The organism is Nonomuraea sp. NPDC005983 (assembly GCF_040614375.1).
In the GTDB taxonomy this organism is placed as follows: Bacteria; Actinomycetota; Actinomycetes; order Streptosporangiales; family Streptosporangiaceae; genus Nonomuraea.
Window position 1 is genome coordinate 1 of record NZ_JBEXUP010000116.1, and the last position, 18265, is coordinate 18265.

Annotated in this window: 20 protein-coding genes; 9 read left to right on the top strand and 11 right to left on the bottom strand. The window is 70.0% G+C overall.

What is annotated here, in order from left to right; all coding sequences use genetic code 11:
• Window positions 1-140: 140 nt before the first annotated feature.
• The gene (locus tag ABZ297_RS35405; RefSeq protein WP_355355674.1) at window positions 141-281 is read left to right on the top strand and encodes a hypothetical protein; all 141 of its coding nucleotides are present in this window, start codon (window positions 141-143) and stop codon (window positions 279-281) included.
• Window positions 281-1426, top strand: a complete 1146-nt coding sequence (locus tag ABZ297_RS35410; RefSeq protein WP_355355676.1) for a tannase/feruloyl esterase family alpha/beta hydrolase — start codon at window positions 281-283, stop codon at window positions 1424-1426. Before ABZ297_RS35405 ends, ABZ297_RS35410 begins: the two co-directional genes overlap by 1 nt.
• On the opposite strand, the gene ABZ297_RS35415 is transcribed toward ABZ297_RS35410, so the two are convergent.
• Entirely contained in the window at window positions 1416-3413 is a 1998-nt protein-coding gene (locus ABZ297_RS35415) for a glycosyltransferase family 2 protein (RefSeq protein WP_355355678.1), read from the bottom strand. The two genes, ABZ297_RS35410 and ABZ297_RS35415, sit on opposite strands and share 11 nt — an antisense overlap.
• A 71-nt stretch (window positions 3414-3484) precedes the next feature.
• Window positions 3485-4114 (bottom strand): lytic transglycosylase domain-containing protein, encoded by a 630-nt coding sequence (locus ABZ297_RS35420; RefSeq protein WP_355355680.1) that lies wholly within the window; start codon window positions 4112-4114, stop codon window positions 3485-3487.
• Between the two features lie 345 nt (window positions 4115-4459).
• On the opposite strand from ABZ297_RS35420, the gene ABZ297_RS35425 reads away from it, so the two are divergent.
• Genes ABZ297_RS35425 through ABZ297_RS35435 form a run of 3 tightly spaced genes read left to right on the top strand, consistent with a single transcriptional unit; the run spans window position 4460 to window position 7043 of the window.
• Complete coding sequence (locus ABZ297_RS35425; RefSeq protein ID WP_355355682.1) at window positions 4460-5134, top strand: response regulator transcription factor; 675 nt, start codon at window positions 4460-4462, stop codon at window positions 5132-5134.
• Window positions 5131-6543 carry a HAMP domain-containing sensor histidine kinase gene (locus tag ABZ297_RS35430; RefSeq protein ID WP_355355684.1) on the top strand — a complete coding sequence of 471 codons (1413 nt, stop codon included), beginning with the start codon at window positions 5131-5133 and terminating at the stop codon, window positions 6541-6543. Before ABZ297_RS35425 ends, ABZ297_RS35430 begins: the two co-directional genes overlap by 4 nt.
• Window positions 6540-7043, top strand: a complete 504-nt coding sequence (locus ABZ297_RS35435; RefSeq protein WP_355355686.1) for a hypothetical protein — start codon at window positions 6540-6542, stop codon at window positions 7041-7043. Before ABZ297_RS35430 ends, ABZ297_RS35435 begins: the two co-directional genes overlap by 4 nt.
• 1 nt (window position 7044) lies before the next feature.
• Here the strand turns inward: ABZ297_RS35435 and ABZ297_RS35440 are convergent, their stop codons facing one another.
• The 8 genes from ABZ297_RS35440 to ABZ297_RS35475 all read right to left on the bottom strand — a co-directional run bounded on the left by ABZ297_RS35440 (window position 7045) and on the right by ABZ297_RS35475 (window position 15196).
• On the bottom strand, window positions 7045-8364 hold the full coding sequence (locus ABZ297_RS35440) for a PhoH family protein (RefSeq protein WP_355355688.1): 1320 nt from the start codon (window positions 8362-8364) through the stop codon (window positions 7045-7047).
• Between the two features lie 206 nt (window positions 8365-8570).
• Window positions 8571-9338, bottom strand: coding sequence for an isoprenyl transferase (locus tag ABZ297_RS35445; protein ID WP_355355689.1), 768 nt, complete (start codon window positions 9336-9338; stop codon window positions 8571-8573).
• A 54-nt stretch (window positions 9339-9392) separates the two neighbouring features.
• The gene (locus ABZ297_RS35450; protein WP_355355690.1) at window positions 9393-9950 is read right to left on the bottom strand and encodes a hypothetical protein; all 558 of its coding nucleotides are present in this window, start codon (window positions 9948-9950) and stop codon (window positions 9393-9395) included.
• Between the two features lie 96 nt (window positions 9951-10046).
• Complete coding sequence (locus tag ABZ297_RS35455) at window positions 10047-11948, bottom strand: phosphoenolpyruvate carboxykinase (GTP) (RefSeq protein WP_355355692.1); 1902 nt, start codon at window positions 11946-11948, stop codon at window positions 10047-10049.
• Window positions 11949-12161: 213 nt separating this feature from the next.
• Window positions 12162-12683, bottom strand: a complete 522-nt coding sequence (locus ABZ297_RS35460; RefSeq protein WP_355355694.1) for a hypothetical protein — start codon at window positions 12681-12683, stop codon at window positions 12162-12164.
• 212 nt (window positions 12684-12895) lie between these two features.
• On the bottom strand, window positions 12896-14086 hold the full coding sequence (locus ABZ297_RS35465) for a C40 family peptidase (protein ID WP_355355696.1): 1191 nt from the start codon (window positions 14084-14086) through the stop codon (window positions 12896-12898).
• Window positions 14087-14172: 86 nt separating this feature from the next.
• Complete coding sequence (greA, locus tag ABZ297_RS35470; protein ID WP_355355698.1) at window positions 14173-14673, bottom strand: transcription elongation factor GreA; 501 nt, start codon at window positions 14671-14673, stop codon at window positions 14173-14175.
• A gap of 100 nt (window positions 14674-14773) precedes the next feature.
• A complete protein-coding gene (locus tag ABZ297_RS35475) occupies window positions 14774-15196 on the bottom strand; it encodes a DUF4307 domain-containing protein (RefSeq protein ID WP_355355700.1) in 423 nt (140 codons plus the stop codon).
• Window positions 15197-15330: 134 nt separating this feature from the next.
• Between ABZ297_RS35475 and mca the strand changes: the two genes are divergently transcribed.
• From mca to ABZ297_RS35490, 3 genes are read left to right on the top strand one after another with little or no spacing between them, the layout of a single operon-like run.
• The gene (mca, locus tag ABZ297_RS35480) at window positions 15331-16215 is read left to right on the top strand and encodes a mycothiol conjugate amidase Mca (RefSeq protein ID WP_355355702.1); all 885 of its coding nucleotides are present in this window, start codon (window positions 15331-15333) and stop codon (window positions 16213-16215) included.
• Between the two features lie 34 nt (window positions 16216-16249).
• Window positions 16250-16414 carry a hypothetical protein gene (locus tag ABZ297_RS35485; RefSeq protein ID WP_350807539.1) on the top strand — a complete coding sequence of 55 codons (165 nt, stop codon included), beginning with the start codon at window positions 16250-16252 and terminating at the stop codon, window positions 16412-16414.
• Window positions 16415-16708 carry a GNAT family N-acetyltransferase gene (locus ABZ297_RS35490; RefSeq protein WP_355355704.1) on the top strand — a complete coding sequence of 98 codons (294 nt, stop codon included), beginning with the start codon at window positions 16415-16417 and terminating at the stop codon, window positions 16706-16708.
• Here ABZ297_RS35490 and ABZ297_RS35495 read toward each other — a convergent pair.
• Entirely contained in the window at window positions 16694-17842 is a 1149-nt protein-coding gene (locus ABZ297_RS35495) for a hypothetical protein (RefSeq protein ID WP_355355706.1), read from the bottom strand. The genes ABZ297_RS35490 and ABZ297_RS35495 overlap by 15 nt on opposite strands.
• A 114-nt stretch (window positions 17843-17956) precedes the next feature.
• On the opposite strand from ABZ297_RS35495, the gene ABZ297_RS35500 reads away from it, so the two are divergent.
• Window positions 17957-18259, top strand: a complete 303-nt coding sequence (locus ABZ297_RS35500) for a hypothetical protein (protein ID WP_355355708.1) — start codon at window positions 17957-17959, stop codon at window positions 18257-18259.
• Window positions 18260-18265 lie beyond the last annotated feature (6 nt).

Here is an 18265-nt window from a genome sequence, read left to right on the forward strand (position 1 = left end):
CCTACCACCCCCCCCCGCCGCCCATCGTGTGGACCGGGGGCGCCCACCCCGTCAACCACCCCCCCACCCCCCTGTCCCACGGGGCCCCCGGGGGGGGGGGGGGGGGGGCGCCGGGTCCCCCGCCCCCCACGGCCCAGCCGATGGTCAGCCAGACCAGGGCCGTCCTGGAGCGGTACGGCCGCTACCGTGAGGCCGTGCTCGACGAGTGCGGCCACAGCCCACACCTGGAACACCCGGCCGAGTTCCAGCGGCTGCTGGCAGAGCACATCAAGGAGGCCTGATGTTAGTCGCCCTCACCCTGGTCGCGAGCCTGCTCACGCCCGTGCAGCAGCTCACCGTGCCGGGCGCCGAGCGCGCGGTCGTCGCCCGGCTGGACGACCTGACCACCGCGGGCACCGTCGCGACCGGGCACACCGACCCGGCCGACTGGGCCGGCCTGCACTCGGCGGCCACGGTCAACCCGACCGGGGTGCCCGGCGTCCAGATCGACGGCTACTTCCCCGACACGTCCACCACCAACACCAACCACGGCTGGAACCACGACGCCCAGTTCGTGATCAGGCTGCCGGAGAACTGGACCGGCGGGCTGGTGGTGTCGGGCACCCCCGGCAACAGGGAGCAGTACGCCAACGACTACACGATCTCCGACTGGGTCCTGTCGAAGGGGTACGCGTTCGCCGCCACCGACAAGGGCAACACGGGCGTCGGCTTCCACACCGACGGGCGCCGCCCCGGCGACGCGATCGCCGAGTGGAACGAGCGCGTCACCCAGCTCGCGGTCGCCGCCAAGGCCGTCGTCAGGCAGCGGTACGGCAGGTCGCCCGAGCGGACGTTCATGGCCGGGATCTCCAACGGCGGCTACCTCGTCAGATGGCAGCTGGAGAACCGTGGCTGGCTGTACGACGGCGGCGTCGACTGGGAGGGCACGCTCTGGCGGGTCAAGGGCGACAACCTGCTCAACTACCTGCCGAAGGCGCTCAAGGCGTACCCGGACCAGGCGGGGGTGCTCGCGGCCGGGTTCGCCGAGGGCTCGGAGTTCCTGTGGCCGTTCCACCGGCAGTACTACTGGGAGCTCACCCAGCAGCTCTACCAGAAGGAGCTGGACCCCTCCTACGAGGGCGCCGCGGCCGACTACGACTACGACGCGCGCAAGCCTTACGCGGCCGTCGCGAAGATCGCGCTGACCGGCCGGATCACCAAGCCGCTGATCACCATCCATGGCACGCTCGACACGCTGCTGCCGATCACCCGCGACTCGGACGTGTACGCGAAGATGGTCGGCCCGCATCGGCCGTTCCGCTACCACCGGATCGAGGGCGGCAACCACCTCGACAGCCTGGTCGACGCCTACCCCGACAAGCTCAAGCCGATGCTCCCGGCCTTCAGGAGCGCCTTCGCCGAGCTGGAGGAGTGGGTCAGTCCCTGAGGTAGCGGTGCTTGCCCGCGCGCGCCAGGCGCACGATGTGCCGCGCGCCGGGCAGGCGGCGGCCCAGCCTGTGCAGCCTGGTGTCGCGGCCGAGCGGCGAGCGCCGCTCCGGGGTCACCATGGCCGAGGGACGCACCATCACCCTGCCCCTGCGCATCTCCAGCCCGAACCGCAGCCCGGTCTCGTCGTCGGCGGTGCGCAGCGACGACAGCCAGAGGCCGGGGCCGAGCGCGTCCTTGCCCGCCAGCATCCGCTTGACCGGGACCTTGGCCACCAGCTGCCCGGCGATCTTGCCTGGCACGCCCGGCTCGACCAGCGCGGGCACGGTCAGCTCGCGGTCGCTCCTGGCGGCGCTGCGCAGCACCAGCTCCACCGGCGGCCCGCCGCTCGGCGGCACGTACGGGACGGGCAGCACGACGTACAGGTGGCTGTCCTGCTGTCTGAGCGTCACGCCCGGCGACACGAGCGCGATCGACTCGGAGAACGAGCGCGGCTCGACGGCCAGGCCCAGTTCCCCGGCGTCCGTCCAGCAGGGCACCACGAGCCGCGTCCTGGGCCGCTGGGCCAGCACGCCGAGGCAGTTGAGCGGGCCCTCGGGGCGTCGCACGCGGCTCCTGGCCTGGTGGGCGCCGCCGTACATGCGCACGTGCACCTCCCACTGGCCGGACTTGAGCGGCTCGCCGAGCGCCGCGGCCGTCACGTCCACCCTGGCCTCGCCGGCGATCTGCACGCGGACGTGGCGGCGGCCCTCCGGGACATGGTGCACCTGATAGGCCACCGGGAGGAAGTGGACGACGCCGGTCTCGGCGTGCCGCACGTACACCTCGATGCGGGCCCGCTCGACGGCCGCGGTGACGTCCTTGACGCTGTCGGATAGCAGGGCGTCGTCGATGGAGCGGGGCGGGGTCCAGTAGAGCCGGTCGCCGTCCGTCCGGAACCTGGTGGGCTCGCCGTCACCGGCCAGCACCTCCACGGTCAGGGCGAGCACCAGGACGTGCGCGTCCCACCGGACCTCGCTCAGGTCGGCGCGCAGGCCCGCCCGCTTGGAGGAGTTGGCCAGGACGACGACCTGGTCCAGCCGCCCGGCGCGGACGAGCGTGGCCAGGGCCCGGTAGTGGACCGGCAGGTGGCGGTCGAGCCGCTCGGGGAAGCGCTCCTCCATGAGCTCCCTGACCAGCCTGAAGTGCAGGCCCCTGTCCACGGAGGAGGTGGCGAAGCGCTGGCTGAGCAGCGGGCGCAGGACGGTCGAGCGGTACCAGTAGCCGTACATGCGCTCGCGCGGGCGTCCCTCGCCCACGTGCGCGTCGATCTGGGACAGCAGCGCGCGCAGCTCGGCCAGCACGATCTGCGGGTCCTCCTCGGGCTCCGCCCGCTCGCCCAGGTGGCAGCAGGGCTGCTCGGCGAGCACCGCGATGACCTTGGCATGGAGGTAGGTCCGCACCACGAACGCCTGCTCGGCGATCCGCCCGCCGGGCACGGCGAAGCCGAGCTCGTGCTCCTCCAGGAAGGCGCGGCGGTAGAGCTTGTGCGGCGTGAGCAGGGTGAGCAGCCGGTCACCCAGGATGTCGGCGCGGGCCTTGCTGCGCTCGAAGCCGGGCACGGGCGGCCCGCTGTCGCGCACCAGGCGGCCGATCAGCACGTCGGCGTCGGCCTCGACGGCCCGCTCGTACATGCGGTGCAGCGCGTCGCGCTCCAGCCGGTCCCGCTGGTCGATCAGGTAGACGTACTCGCCCCTGGCCGCAGCCAGCGCGACGTTGCGTCCGGGCATCGGGGAGCCCGAGTGCGGCAGGTGCAGGACCCTGACGTTCCTGCGGACGGCGGCGACGGTGTCGAGCCGCTCGGCGATGCCGTCCGTGGACCCGTCGTCCACGAAGACGACCTCGTACTCCTCCGCCCGCAGGGTCTGCTCCAGGACGGAGCGGATGCACGCGTCGGCCGTATCGCCCGGGTTGTGGACACTCACGATCACGCTGACCTTCACACCCATGCGGCCAGCGTGCGCCGTCATACCTCAGGTGGCCCGACGGCTTGCCGATTGCAGAGGGAAAAGATGACCTGTCAGTACCAACCCGTGGCCTGAGAGTGGCCCCAGGCGCCGCACGGCGTGCCGTACCTGCCCTTGATGTAGGACAGGCCCCACTTGATCTGGGTGGCGGCGTTGGTCTGCCAGTCGGCGCCGGCGCTGGCCATCTTGCTGCCCGGCAGGGACTGCGGGATGCCGTAGGCGCCGGAGTAGCGGTTCATGGCCCGCTCGTTCCAGCCGCTCTCCTTCATCCAGAGCCGTTCGAGGCAGCCCCACTGGTCGGCGCCGAAGCCCGCCGAGGCGAGCATGCTCTTGGCGACGGCCTTGTTGCTGCCGGGCGAGGGGTTGCTGCCCGGCGGGAAGTTGGCGGGCGGGAAGCCGTCGCTGGTGGGGGGCTTCTTCACCTCGACCCAGTCGAGCTTGGGCTTGCCGCCGTCGCGGCCCTCCTTGAGCTTGTCGGCCCGGTACTTCTGGGCCGCCGCCTCCTTGAGCGCGTCGTTCTCGGGGTCGGGGGCGCTGAGGTCGCCCGACGCGATCTTGCCGAAGTCTTGAGGCGTGAGCGGGTCGCGAACGATGTCGGCGTTCTGGACGGCGCGATAGGCGACGAACCCACCGCCACCGACGACGGCCGCGGCGGCCACGGCGATGATGACGACCCGCTTCACGCTCACCCGCGAGGATCGGCGTGTCGAGCGGGGGGTCTCCTGCGTCTGGCGCTCACTCAACTGCGGACCTGGGCTCACGATCCATGAGCTTGCCCTGTCCTGGGGGGTGGTCCGCAACCGAAACGGGACATTCGGTTGGCGTTCCATTGACTAACCAGCAGGTTAGGGCGGACTTTCCCGTTCGCTGTGATGTTGGTCACAACAAAGTGGGCCCGCCCTTCGGGCCCCGCCGCCGAAGGGAGGACCGTTTCCAGGGTGCCCCGGCCTCTTCGGGATCACGTGCGTGACATGTCACAGTTTCATGACAGAACACGGATATACGCGTCATGGAAGAATAATGTGCGCGTGGCTGGCATCCTCCTCGTCGAAGACGACCCATCGGTGCGTACGGCCCTGGAGCTGGCGCTGACCAGGCAGGGCCACTCCGTCACGTCCTACGGGACGGGTGAGGAGGCGCTCGACCACATCAGGTCGCGCAGGCCCGAGATCGCCATCCTGGACGTCATGCTGCCCGGCATCGACGGCGTCGAGGTGTGCCGCCGCATCCGCAGGCTGGACCAGCTCCCCGTCATCCTGCTCACCGCCCGCGGCGACGACCTCGACGTGGTGGTCGGCCTGGAGGCGGGCGCCGACGACTACGTGGTCAAGCCGGTCGAGCCGAGAGTCCTGGACGCGCGCATCAGAGCCATCCTGCGCAGGGCCGAGTCGGCGGCGTCCGACCGGATCGCGTTCGGCGACCTCATGATCGACCGGGGCGCGCTCAAGGTCACCCTGGGCAGCAAGGAGATCCACCTGACGCCCACCGAGCTGCGGCTGCTGCTGGAGCTGGTGCGGCACCCGGGCCAGGTGCTCAACCGCCGCTACCTGCTGCGGGCGGTCTGGGACCACACGCACGTCGCCGACTCCCGGCTCGTCGACGCCTGCGTGCAGCGCGTACGGGCGAAGATCGAGCCGAGGCCGGCCGAGCCCGTCTTCATCCACACCGTCCGCGGATTCGGCTACCGCTTCAGCCCTCCGTGATCCGGCTGCCGACCGGGCTCCGGGCGCGCCTGGTCATCACCTTCACGCTGGTCGCCGTGGGAGCGTCGGTGCTGGTCGCCACCATCGGCTTCGAGCTGGCCAAGGGGGCGCTGATCGAGCGGGCCGAGAACAGCTCGATCGACCTGGTGACCAGGGAGCTGGAGCGGATCGCCTTCCCCGTCGGCAAGCTCAGGCCGGGCGAGGCCGCGCCCACCACGACCGAGCTGGCCACCGTGTCCACGGCGCTGAGCGGGCCGGGCAGGAGCGTGATCGTCGAGTACCGCAACCTGGCCTACGCCGAGGGCCAGCTGACCATGGCCAACGTGCCCAACGAGCTGTACGGGCGGGCCAAGCAGGGCGTCGTCAGCCAGCGCAAGGTCATCCACGACGAACTCTGGCTGATCATCGGCGCCGAGGTCTACCGGGCGGACAGCGGCTTCCCGGAGCCCACGGGGCTGCGCGTGTTCGTCTTCTTCCCGCTGCATGACGAGGAGGCCCAGCTCGCCGCGCTGCGCACCACGTTCACCCAGGCCGCAGTGGTCATCCTGCTGATCGCGCTGGTCGTGGCGCTGCTGTCGGCCAGGCAGGTGCTGCTGCCGGTCAGGCGGCTCAGCGCGGCGGCCCAGGCACTCGGCGAGGGCCGCCTCGACACGCGCCTGCCCGTGAGCGGGCACGACGAGCTGGCGGGGCTGTCCGCGCGGTTCAACGACGCGGCGGCGGCGCTGGAGCTGAGCGTGGCCGAGCTGCGGTCACTGGAGGCGATGTCGCGCCGGTTCGTCGCCGACGTCTCGCACGAGCTGCGCACCCCGCTCACCGCGATGACCGCCGTCGCCGACATGCTCTCCGACGAGGCCGACCGGCTGCCGGACGCGCCCGCCGAGGCGGTCAGGCTGGTGCTCGGCGAGATCGAGCGGCTGCGCGAGCTGGTCGAGCACCTCATCGAGATCAGCCGCTTCGACGCGGGCACCGCCACGCTCAACCTGGAACCGGTCAACGTCGCCGACGCGATCCAGGACTGCCTGGAGGTGCGAGGCTGGAGCGACCAGGTGCGGGTGAACGCACCCCAGAGCCTGACGGTCAACCTCGACCCGAGGAGGTTCGACGTCATCGTGGCCAACCTCGTCGGCAACGCGCTCAAGCACGGCCTGCCCCCCATCCTGGTCAGCGCCAGGGGCACCGAGAACGGCCTGGAGGTGAAGGTGCGCGACCACGGCAAGGGCATCCCGGAGGAGGCCCTGCCACACGTCTTCGACCGCTTCTTCAAGGCGGGCGCGGGGCGGGCCCGCAGCCAGGGCAGCGGCCTCGGCCTGGCCATCGCGCGGGCCAACGTCCACCTGCACGGCGGGACGATCTCGGTGCGCAGGCAGGAGCCCGGCACCCTGTTCACGGTCTGGCTGCCGCACGGATGAGAGCCGTCCCGCTCCTCGCGGCGGCCGCGCTGCTGGCGGTGGCGGCCTGCGGCATCCCGCCCTCGGACGTCGAGGACAGGGCCAAGCCGCCCACGATCACCGTGCCGCCGCCGTCCAAGACGATCTACCTGCTCAAGGGCGGCAAGCTGGCCCTGGAGCCCGCCAACGTGACGTCCGACAGGGTCGACAGCCTCCTCAACGCCCTCTTCGCCGCGTCCAGCCAGCCGCCCGGCGACCGCGACACCGCGCTGCGCGGCTTCACCCTGGAGGGCATCTCCGACTCGCTCAACCCCATCAAGCGCGACGAGGTCCAGCTGCCACGCACGTCCACCCTCACCGTCTACGTCAAGGGCGAGGGCGAGCTGAGCAAGAACGCCAAGGCGCAGATCGTCTGCACGGCCCAGCAGGACGCCGCCTTCGAGCAAGTCAAGATCGTCCACAGGTACGCGAACCGCCCCTCCAAGACGGAAGGGCGGTTCATCTGCGGCGACCTGAGGTGACCTAGATCGTGATGTCCTCCAGCATCTCGGTCACCAGCGCGGCGATCGGCGAGCGCTCCGACCTGGTCAGCGTGACGTGCGCGAACAGCGGGTGCCCCTTGAGCTTCTCCACCACCGCCACCACGCCGTCGTGCCTGCCGACGCGCAGGTTGTCGCGCTGGGCGATGTCGTGGGTGAGCACCACGCGGGAGTTGGCGCCGATCCGGCTCAGCACGGTCAGCAGCACCCCGCGCTCCAGCGACTGGGCCTCGTCCACGATCACGAACGCGTCGTGCAGCGACCGGCCGCGGATGTGCGTGAGCGGCAGCACCTCCAGCATGCCGCGGTCGAGCACCTCCTCGATCACCTCGGGCGAGGTGACCGCGCTCAGCGTGTCGTAGACCGCCTGGGCCCACGGGCCCATCTTCTCGCCCTCGGTTCCCGGCAGGTAGCCGAGCTCCTGTCCGCCCACCGCGTACAGCGGGCGGAAGACGACCACCTTGCGGTGCTGGCGGCGCTCCAGGACGGCCTCCAGGCCCGCGCAGAGAGCCAGGGCCGACTTGCCGGTGCCCGCCCTGCCGCCCAGCGAGACGATCCCGATCTCGGGGTCCATCAGCAGGTCCAGCGCGATGCGCTGCTCGGCGGAGCGGCCGTGCAGGCCGAACGCCTCGCGGTCGCCGCGCACCAGCCGCACCGACTTGTCGGGCAGCACCCGGCCGAGCGCCGAGCCCTTGGCCGACAGCAGCCGCAGGCCGGTGTGCGTGGGCAGGTCCCTGGCCTCTTCCATGTCGGCGGTGCCGTGCTCGAAGAGCGTCTCCACGTCCTCCGTGGTGGTCTGGAGCTCGGCCATTCCCGTCCAGCCCGACTCGACGACCAGCTCGGCGCGGTACTCCTCCGCCAGCAGGCCGATCGAGCCTGCCTTGATCCGCATGGGCAGGTCCTTGGAGACGAGTACGACGTCGCAGCCCTCGGCGGCGAGCGTGCGCGCCACGGTCAGGATGCGGGTGTCGTTGTCGCCCAGCCGGAAGCCGACGGGCAGCACGGACGGATCGCTGTGGTTGAGCTCAACCCTGATCGTCCCATCCCCGGTCGGCATCGGCTCGTCCAGCCTGCCGTACTGCACGCGCAGGTCGTCGAGGTAACGCAGGGCCTTCCGCGCGAAGTAGCCGAGTTCGGGATGGTGCCGCTTCCCCTCCAGCTCCGTGATCACGACGATTGGAAGGACGACGTCGTGCTCCGCGAAGCGGGTCAATGCCGCCGGGTCGGCGAGCAGGACCGAGGTGTCAAGCACATAGGTGCGCTTGGCGGGCTTGGAAGAAGGGTTGCTCGAGGACACTGCCACACGTTCTCCCCCGGGCGCCCATGAGAGCGGGAGCCCTGCAGACGAGGCGGGAATCGGACCGGACCCGCGTCCCTGCCGCGACATGCCGGCGGCGCCGGGTTCCGGCCCCCCTCAGCAGGTCGTGGTGCAAAGGCGGGCCCTTTCCGGAGCGTTCGGCCTGTGGCCGAACACTTCCAACGTTACGTCCTGAATACCCGCTTCGCGGATCAGGAACCGTAACGCCGGTGTCTCGCGGCATAGTCGCGCAGCGCCCGCAGGAAGTCGACCCTGCGGAAGTCAGGCCAGTAGGCCTCGTGGAAGTAGAACTCAGAGTGAGCGCTCTGCCACAGCATGAAGCCCGACAGACGCTGCTCGCCCGAGGTCCGGATGAGAAGATCCGGGTCGGGCTGACCGCGAGTGTAGAGATGCTCCGCGATGTGCTCGACATCGAGAACCTCGACGAGGTCCTCGATGCTGGCCCCCTTGCTGGCGTGCTCCTGGAGGAGTGAGCGCACCGCATCGGCAATCTCACGCCTTCCACCGTACCCAACTGCAACGTTCACAATCAGGCCAGGACGGTGCGATGTGGCCTCTTTCGCAGTTTTCAGGACATTCGCCGTTCTGTCCGGCAACAGGTCCAGCGCGCCCACCGGGCTGATCCGCCAGCCCTCCTCCACCAGCTCCTGCGTGACGTCCTCGATGATCCGCAGCAGCGGCTCCAGTTCCTCGCTGGGGCGGTTCAGGTTGTCGTTCGACAGCATCCAGACCGTGACGACCTCGACGCCCGTCTCACGGCACCAGGTGAGCAGCTCGGAGATCTTGTCGGCGCCCTTGCGATGGCCGGTGGCGACGTCGGACATGCCCATGGACCGCGCCCAGCGGCGGTTGCCGTCGATGATGACCCCGACATGCCGGGGAATGCTGCCCTTCGCCTTCGACAGCTTGGTCTCCAACCGGTGCTCGTACACCCGGTAGACCAGATCGCGCAGGCCCACGGAGCCCTCCCCAGCGGTTCTGTGCCTGTGGTCGTATGACCTAACAGGCAATTATCACCGCGATTCACCCCTGCCTGCCCCCTCAACGGGATTCCTGGCCAGATCTCTACCGTCGAGACAGCCCTCGGCCTCGTCGACCAGGCCGCGGACGAACACGGCCAGTTCGGCCGAGGTGAGCACCGCTCGCATGCCGACGCCGGGGGCGCCCCACGCCTCCACGTACGCCCTGCGGGTCAGGCGCCACTCGCCGCGGCCCTCGCGACGGGGAACCCAGATCGGGATGGTCCTGAGCTGGCAGCGTAGCTCCCCGCCGCCCACCACGCCGGACCTTGTGCGATAGCGGAAGGAGAACAGCTCGCTGTCGGGCTCCTCGTCGGGGAACCGGTCGTCGGGGTCAGGCCAGAGCCCGGCCCCGCCTCGGCCCTCACGGGCGTCGTCCACGCCCCGCGCCAGCCGGGCGAGCAGCCAGCCGCACCTCTCCCCCACGACCCCGTACGGCGTGCCGTCGCGGCGCAGCTCCAAGGTGATCTCGTACGGCCTGCCGACACTGTCCGTGCACGCGACAGGCGTGACGGTCAGGTACGAGCCGTCAACACAGCGCAGTCCCCCCACGAGAGAGAGGTTTCCGCCCGAAAGTCAGCTAAACCCGCAAAAACCCCAGCGCCCTACAAGAGGTACGGCCCCGTGGACCGTACCTCTGCGACCTCGTCAGCCCAGGCGGTCGACCAGGGCGGTGTACTCGTCCCACAGCTCCTTCGGCAGGCGGTCGCCGAAGGTGCGGAAGTGCGCCGGGATCAGCGACGCCTCCTCGCGCCAGACCTCACGGTCCACCGACAGCAGCGTGCGCAGGTCCTCCTCCGACAGGTCCAGGCCGTCGGTGTCGAGCGACTCCGGCAGCAGGCCGATCGGCGTCGGGACGGCCTCGGCCTCGCCGTTGAGCCGGTCCACGATCCACTTGAGCACGCGGCTGTTCTCGCCGAAGCCCGGCCAGATGAACCTGCCGTCGGCGTCCTTGCGGAACCAGTTCACGTAGTAGATGCGCGGCAGCTGCGCGCCCGCGCGCCTGCCGATCTTCAGCCAGTGGGCGAAGTAGTCGCCCATGTTGTAGCCGCAGAACGGCAGCATGGCGAACGGGTCGTGGCGCAGCTCCCCGACCTTGCCCTCGGCAGCGGCGGTCTTCTCGGAGGCGACGTTGGCTCCGAGGAAGACGCCGTGCTCCCAGCTCAGCGACTCGGTGACCAGCGGCACCGCGGTGGCGCGCCGGCCGCCGAACAGGATCGCCGAGATGGGCACGCCCTTGGGGTCCTGCCACTCGGGGGCGATCGTGGGGCACTGCGAGGCGGGTGTGGTGAAGCGGGCGTTCGGGTGGGCCGCCGGCTCGTCGCTGTCAGGTGTCCAGGAGCGGCCCTTCCAGTCGGTCAGGTGCGCGGGCGGCTCGTCGGTGAGGCCCTCCCACCACACGTCGCCGTCGTCGGTGAGCGCGACGTTGGTGAAGATGCTGTTGCCCCAGAGCGTCTTGACCGCGTTGGCGTTGGTGACCTCGCCGGTTCCCGGCGCCACGCCGAAGAAGCCGGCCTCCGGATTGATCGCGTAGAGACGGCCGTCGTCGCCGAAGCGCATCCAGGCGATGTCGTCGCCGACCGTCTCGACCTTCCAGCCGGGAATCGTCGGCTGCAGCATGGCCAGGTTCGTCTTGCCGCACGCGCTCGGGAAGGCCGCGGCGATGTAGCGGGTCTCGCCCGACGGCGGCGTGAGCTTCAGGATGAGCATGTGCTCGGCCATCCAGCCCTCGTCGCGGGCCATCGTGCTGGCGATGCGCAGCGCGTAGCACTTCTTGCCCAGCAGCGCGTTGCCGCCGTAGCCCGAGCCGTACGACCAGATCTCACGGGTCTCGGGGAAGTGGCTGATGTACTTGGTGGAGCTGCACGGCCACGGGACGTCGTGCTGGCCCGGCTCCAGCGGGGCCCCCACGCTGTGCACCGCCTTGACGAAGTCGCTGTGCTCATGGTCGCGCTTGCCGCGGCCCGCGTCGGCTCGCCCCTCGCTCTCTCCGGCCTTGCGCGCCGCTGCGCGCTTCTCGATCAGGCGCAGCGCCCGGTCGCCCATCCTCGTCATCACCCGCATCGACACCGCCACGTACGGCGAGTCGGTGATCTCGACGCCGAGCTGGGAGATCTCGCCTCCCAGGGGGCCCATGCAGAACGGCACCACGTACATGGTGCGGCCGCGCATGCAGCCCTTGAACAGCTGGCCGAACGTCCGCCGCATCTCGGCCGGAGCGATCCAGTTGTTGGTCGGGCCCGCGTCCTGCTCGCGCTCCGAGCAGATGAACGTGCGGTCCTCGACCCTGGCCACGTCGCTCGGGTCGGACTTGGCGTAGAAGCTGTTCGGCCGCTTGGCCAGTCGGGTGAACGTGCCCTGCTCCACGAGCAGGTTCGTCAGGCGCGTCCACTCCTCCTCCGAGCCGTCGCACCACTCGATCCGGTCGGGCTGGGTCAGGGCTGCGATCTCGTTCACCCACGCGACCAATTCAGCATTGGTCGTCGGGGCCGGTACTTCCACGGAAACGGACACGGCGGTGGCTCCTCCACTCTGTCGGCGCCCACACATCTTTAACGCAGACGCCGCCTGGAATCCAATTGGCATAGACCTGTTGGATACGGCGTCGCCGCAGGCAGCGGCCTTGACGATTGGGGGAGCCTACCCAGAAGGAGGGCTTTTAAAAGAATTCAGTCAGCGTGCCGGACGGGCCCAATAGCGCTGGTCTAAACCAATCTGGTAAGAGGTATAGTCCAATTTCCGGCCCGTTTCCGCTGCATACTCTCAGGAATTGATGTCCGGCCCGGAGGAGCGAACGCGGTCGACGTGCTGCAAAGCGTCGCGCAATTCGGCCAGCCAGGTGTCGGTGTGCTTGCCGACCAGCCGGACGCACCACGCCAGCGCGTCGCTGCGGCTCCGGGCCACGCCGGCGGCCACCAGCGTGTCGAGGACCTGCCGCTCCGACTGGCGCAGCCGGGTCATCACCGGCACCGAGAGAGTGGTGAACATCACAGTCTCGCCGCCGCAGACGACGCCCCAGGACACCTTCTGCCGGAACCTGCGCTCGGCCTCCTTGGCGATCTCGATGCGCCTGTCGCGGGTCTCTTCGCGGAACCGCCGGATCAGCCCGTCGACCAGAGCGGCTCGCTCGGCCTCCGAACCCTCGGCCTCGGGCTCCGGGAGCGTTCCGAGGACCGCGATCTCCTCGCGGTCCCTCACGATCTCCGGCGCGCCGGTGAACCAGCCCTCAGGAAGGCGGCCGGTGAACCAGGCCCGGATCTGCGCTGTAGCTTCCTCGCTTGCCATGTAATCAACATTACACAGTTGCGCGCGAAATACACCCCCCAGAGGCCGGCGAATGAGACCCGTCGGAGCCTTATGGCGGCGAGGCGACATCCGAGGCAGGCGGGCGAGCCGTCAAGCAGGCAGGCCCGGGCGCGGGCGGCGGTGGGACGGAGCAGGTGCGCCGAGCGCCGACGACGGTTCGGCGAGACGTGCGAGGCGCGGGGCGGCTTGTGTCAGCGGACCCGGGACGCCAGTGCCGGGCTGACCCGGACGACGCCGGCCAGGTTGCGGGTGTTCACCGGAGAGAACTTCACCACGTCCCCGGTGCGCGGCGCCTGCAGCATCTTCCCCTTGCCCCAGTAGATCGCCACGTGCGAGATGTAGCCCGGGTTGGTCGGGTCGCTGCGCCAGAACAGCAGGTCGCCCGGCTGCGCCTGCGCCAGCGACACCTGCGGCCCCGTCACCCACTGCTGGTGGGTCACCCGCGGCATCCGCACACCCGCCTGCGCGTACGCCCACTGCACGAGGCCCGAGCAGTCGAAGGTGTCGGGGCCTTCCGCCCCCCACACGTACGGCCTGCCGAGCTTGGACACCGCGGCCCTCAGCGCCACGGTGATCTGGGCGGCCGTCATGAACGAGCCGGCGGCCAGCGTCTGTTGCCTGGTCTGCGGCTTGGGCAGCACCGGGTTCACCATGGCCGCCTGCGCGCCTTTGGGCAACTGGCCGAGGACGGCCTTGCGCAGCTTGGCCGAGTCGACGCCGGGAGCGCTGACGATCAGCGCGTTGTTCTGCGGCAGCCCGAGGGTCCGGCCGGTCTCCCTGGACACGACCGCGTCGACCGCGCCGAAGCCGGTCGTGGCGTAGGCGCCGATCCGCAGCTCCCCCGCCGGGCCGGAGACGCGGCGGTGCAACGCGAGCCCGCCGTCGTTGCCCAGCACGAACGAGACGGCGACGTCACCGGCGGCGACGTTCGCCCAGAGCGCGTCGGAGGACGCGGTCACCTTCGGCGTGTACGCCCGGAACGAGGAAGGGTTGACGGCCAGGGTCTGCACCCGTTTGTCGTCGAGCAGGACGGACGCGGCGTCGGCCAGCTCCAGAGCCTTGACCCCCTTGACCCGGGCGACCTTGCGTAAGAGCTGGTTGGTGAGCGGCTTGCGGGTGACCACGAACAGGTTCGGCTTGTGCAACTGGCCGAGCGGCGCCACCGGCTGCGTGGTCTGGGGTTGGGGCTGGGTCTGGGGCCTGGTCTCGGCCGCCAGGCTCTGCTTGGGAACCGCCGCGGCCGGGCGCCGCCGCGCCACGGTCGTGTCGCCGCGCCCGCCCGACTGGACCAGCAGCAGGGTGTCGGCGGTGAGCACCGCGACCAGCGCCACCACGATGAACGGCACCAGCCTGCGGTGGTCGCGCCGGGTGGAGGTGGCCATGAGGAAGCCGAGGTCCTGGCGGATGCCCGAGGCGCGCGAAAAGCCCGCCGGACTCGGGTAGGCCCGGCGGGTCTGGTCTTCGGGAGTCAGTTGCCGATGTACGGCACGGCCTCGAGGATCTCGACGGTGTTCTGACGACCGTTCGGCATGGCGTAGGTCGCCTTCTCACCGATCTTCTTGCCGTTGATCGCGGCGCCGAGCGGCGACTTGGGCGAGTAGACGTCGATCGGTGCTCCGCTCTCCTCGCGGGAGGCGAGCAGGAAGGTGACCTCGTCGTCGTCGCCGACGAACCGGATCGTCACGGTCATGCCGGGGCCGACGACCCCCTCGGTCTTCGGCGCCTCACCCACCTGGGCGTTGTCGATGATCTGGCGGAGGTGGAAGATGCGGGCTTCCATCTTGCCCTGCTCGTCCTTGGCGGCGTGGTAGCCGCCGTTCTCCTTCAGGTCACCTTCCTCGCGGGCGGCCTCGATCTTCTTGGCGATGTCGACGCGCCCTGGGCCCGAGAGATACTCGTACTCCGCCTTCAGACGGTCGTACGCCTCCTGCGTCAGCCATGTGACGTTCTCATCGCGAGAGTCGGCCACGGGTTCTCCTTGCTTGCCTAGGGGGCACTGAGCTCTGTCGAGGGTTGCGTCCAGTTGAATTTCGAAACAACGTAACCGCCCGGACGCTTCCCCAAACGTCTCATTCTACGAGAGTGCAGTACTGGATATGGACGGAAGTCGCCGGGGCACTGGTGTCCAGGCGTTCCTTGAGCTGCTTCGTACCCTCACCGGCCGGGATTCTTACTTCCCTGCTCCCGACCTCGGCGTGGTAGACGTCCGTGGCCCTGATGCGGCACACGGCGGCACTGTCGGCCGGTTTGCTCACCTCGAAGGTGATCTCGGCCTGGTCGGGTCTCTTGACGTCGAACGACACCACCTGCGAGGCGGCGCCCGTGCTGCTGCCGGTCATCGACCACATCACGTAGCCCCAGCCACCGGCGACGATGGCGACCAGCACGCCGATGACGACGTGCACGACGAGCCGGCCGCCGCGCCTGGGACGGTCCGGGAAGTCGTCGGGTGTGCCGAGAACCGGGCCGTTCTCGACATCTCTGGTGGCCATGGCGGAATCTCCCTGCACTCCCTCAGCGTTATCCGAGACAATTGTCGCCTGCGGGGGGCGTGCCCTCGCGACCGCCCAGCAGAAACTAACCTGTCCGGGCGGGTGATCGGTCCAACTGAGGAGACATCGAGCCCGTGAGTGCACCGCTGAGGCTGATGGCCGTCCACGCCCACCCCGACGACGAGTCGAGCAAGGGCGCCGCGACGATGGCGCGTTACGTGCGCGAAGGCGTCGAGGTGCTGGTGTGCACCCTCACCGGAGGTGAGCGTGGCTCCGTGCTGAACCCGAAGATGGACCGGCCCGAGATCGTGGCCAACATCGGCGAGGTGCGCAGGGCGGAGATGGCGCGGGCCCGCGAGATCCTGGGTGTCGAGCAGCGGTTCATGGGCTTCGTCGACTCCGGCCTGCCGGAGGACGAGAACGAGGAGCTGCCCGAGGGCTGCTTCGCGCTGCAGAAGCTGGAGGACGCCTCGGCGCCGCTGGTGGCCGCGGTGCGCGAGTTCCGCCCGCACGTGATCGTGACGTACGACGACGACGGCGGCTACCCGCACCCCGACCACATCATGACCAACCGGGTGTCGGTCGAGGCGTTCGACGCGGCCGGCGACCCCGACCGCTACCCCGGCACCGGCGACCCGTGGCAGCCGCTGAAGCTCTACTACCAGATGGGCTTCACCAAGGAGCGGTTCGAGGCGCTGCACGAGGCGATGACCGCGCGCGGCATGGGCTCGCCGTACGCCGACTGGATCTCCCGCTGGGAGGATCGCCCCGCCAAGTGGCCGGTCACCACCCGGGTGCCGTGCGGCGACTGCTTCGAGATCCGCGACGAGGCGCTGCTCGCGCACGCCACCCAGGTCGACCCCGACGGGTTCTGGTTTGTCTGCCCGCGCGAGCTCCAGCAGGAGATCTGGCCGACGGAGGACTACCACCTGGCGCGCTCGCTGGTCGACACCGAGCTGCCCGAGGACGACCTGTTCGCCGGGATCCACGCCGACGAGGTCTCGCCCGCCTGCCACTGAACGGACCACGCCACCCCGATGGCAGACTGGAAGGGTGACTGTTCTCGCAGCTGGTGATGTCAGCCCGGGTCTGCTCGGCTTCACCGTCGTCGCCCTCATCGGGGTGGCCCTGTACGTCTTGATCAAATCCATGAACAAGCAGATGTCGAAGATCAAGGTGCCGCACGCGGCCGAAGGCGACGACAAGAAGGCCGAGTAGATGCCGATCGAAGTGGTCGACAACGCGATGGAGGGCCGGTTCGAGGTTCTCGTCGACGGCAAGGTCGCCGGTTTCGCCGAGTACCGGCTGGCGCCTGCCAAGATCGTGTTCACGCACACCGAGGTGCTGCCCGACTTCGAAGGGCAGGGCCTGGCAAGCACGCTCGTCAAGCAGGCGCTCGAGATGAGCGGCGACACCGGGCTGCGGGTGGTGCCGCTCTGCCCGTACGTGGCGTCCTACATCAAGCGGCACCCCGAGTACCAGGGCCTGGTCGACGGGTCAGTCGGCGGGTGACCAGGCGCGCTCCAGCGCCTTGGGCAGCCCCCACCAGCCCAGCGGGGTGAGCACCTCGTCCTCGTTCACGATGCCCAGGTAGGCCCAGAGGCCGACCACCGGCCGGAAGAGGCTCTCCGTGGCGAGGTCGTCGACCTCGTACTCGTCGGCGTCGATGTCCTCCGACTCGCCGATCAACCTGGCGACCCGCTCGGGCGAGGCCAGCACCCCCGGCCCCAGCCTGGCCAGCGCGGCTACCGCGGCCAGCCAGTCGGCGTGCTGGATCGCGCAGAGGTTGGCCAGCACGGTGTCCTCGTAGCCGAGCTCGCCCTCCAGGTCGGTGAACTCCTCCAGCGTGTCGCCCTCCTCCGACAGGTCGGAGACGGGCCCGGCGATCCCGGCCGCCACCGCGAGCCACAACTCCTCGTCGTCGTCGGGCATCGGCTGGTCGTCGAAGCCGGCGCAGGCCCGCAGCACGTTGGCCGGGTAGCCGGGCAGGTCGAGCAGCTCGCGCAGCCGGGTACCGGCCCGCCGCAGCTCGCCGATGGGCAGGTCGGGCTGCTTGGGCAGCTCGCCGATGATCCGGCGCAGCTCGGAGAGCGCGAACGCCTCCTCCTCGTCCCAGACGGCGAACAGCTCCTCGTCCTGCTCGTCGTTGACCGCGAAGCCGGGCACCCTGCCGTCGGGCAGCGGCGTGCTCAGCCACTCCTCCTGCAGTTCCTCGTACGCCCTGCGGGCCGGCTGGTCGCCCCTCGCCAGCGCGTCGGGGTCGACGTCGCCCGCGTCGATCCGCTCCTCCAGGTACGCCACGAGCCGCCCGAACATCTCCTCGGCGACCGGGCCGCGCTCGTCCTCCTCCGGCCAGACGAAGTAGCTGGGCGTCATGAGGATCGGCTCGCTGCCCGTCGACTCGGCCCAGCGCTGCACGTCGCCCACCGTGGCGGCGCCCGACTCGATCGAGCTCAGCGCCGCCCTGGCCGACTCCCAGAAGGGCGACGAGAGCGGGTTGCCCTCGGCCAGCAGCGCGCGCCGGAGGTCGGGCAGCGCCACGAGCGCCACTCCCGAGGGCACGGCGAGCAGCGCCCGCGCCACGTCTCTGCGGGTGAGATCGGGTGCCGGCCGGCCGGCGTGCGTACAGACGAAGTCCAGATCCACGTTCTGTAACCTACGCCCCTGCCGTCCGCACCACACCGCCGAGCCCGAGATCATCCAGAAGCTGTCCGAATATGAACGCTTAGGGTATTTTCTCCTGCAACGAGAGATACGGGAGTGAACGCTGTGAGACACGGCTACATGGCGCGGTGGTCGGGGATCAGGCAGCGTGCCCAGGACGCGGCGGAAGAGGCGGAGCACGTCCGCATGATCCGCGACGAGGTGCGAGACGCGTTCGCCAGAGCCGGTCGCCCCATGGGGCACGACCAGTACGGCGCCCAGCTGGAGCAGAGCTTCCCCTACCTCAAGGCCGAGATCATGGCGCACTTCGAGGGCTACCTCGACGACCTCGAAGACGTACACGACCGCCTGCACGACGGCGCGCACACCTACAGGGACGCCGAGTCGCCGGGAGGCTGATCTCCG

Excerpts from the sequence above, each read along its gene's own strand:
- ABZ297_RS35405 (WP_355355674.1), top strand. The coding sequence starts at position 141 with ATGGTCAGCCAGACCAGGGCCGTCCTGGAGCGGTACGGCCGCTACCGT.
- ABZ297_RS35410 (WP_355355676.1), top strand. The coding sequence starts at position 281 with ATGTTAGTCGCCCTCACCCTGGTCGCGAGCCTGCTCACGCCCGTGCAG.
- ABZ297_RS35415 (WP_355355678.1), bottom strand. The coding sequence starts at position 3,413 with ATGGGTGTGAAGGTCAGCGTGATCGTGAGTGTCCACAACCCGGGCGAT.
- ABZ297_RS35435 (WP_355355686.1), top strand. The coding sequence starts at position 6,540 with ATGAGAGCCGTCCCGCTCCTCGCGGCGGCCGCGCTGCTGGCGGTGGCG.
- ABZ297_RS35455 (WP_355355692.1), bottom strand. The coding sequence starts at position 11,948 with ATGTGTGGGCGCCGACAGAGTGGAGGAGCCACCGCCGTGTCCGTTTCC.
- ABZ297_RS35460 (WP_355355694.1), bottom strand. The coding sequence starts at position 12,683 with ATGGCAAGCGAGGAAGCTACAGCGCAGATCCGGGCCTGGTTCACCGGC.
- ABZ297_RS35465 (WP_355355696.1), bottom strand. The coding sequence starts at position 14,086 with ATGGCCACCTCCACCCGGCGCGACCACCGCAGGCTGGTGCCGTTCATC.
- ABZ297_RS35475 (WP_355355700.1), bottom strand. The coding sequence starts at position 15,196 with ATGGCCACCAGAGATGTCGAGAACGGCCCGGTTCTCGGCACACCCGAC.
- ABZ297_RS35490 (WP_355355704.1), top strand. The coding sequence starts at position 16,415 with ATGCCGATCGAAGTGGTCGACAACGCGATGGAGGGCCGGTTCGAGGTT.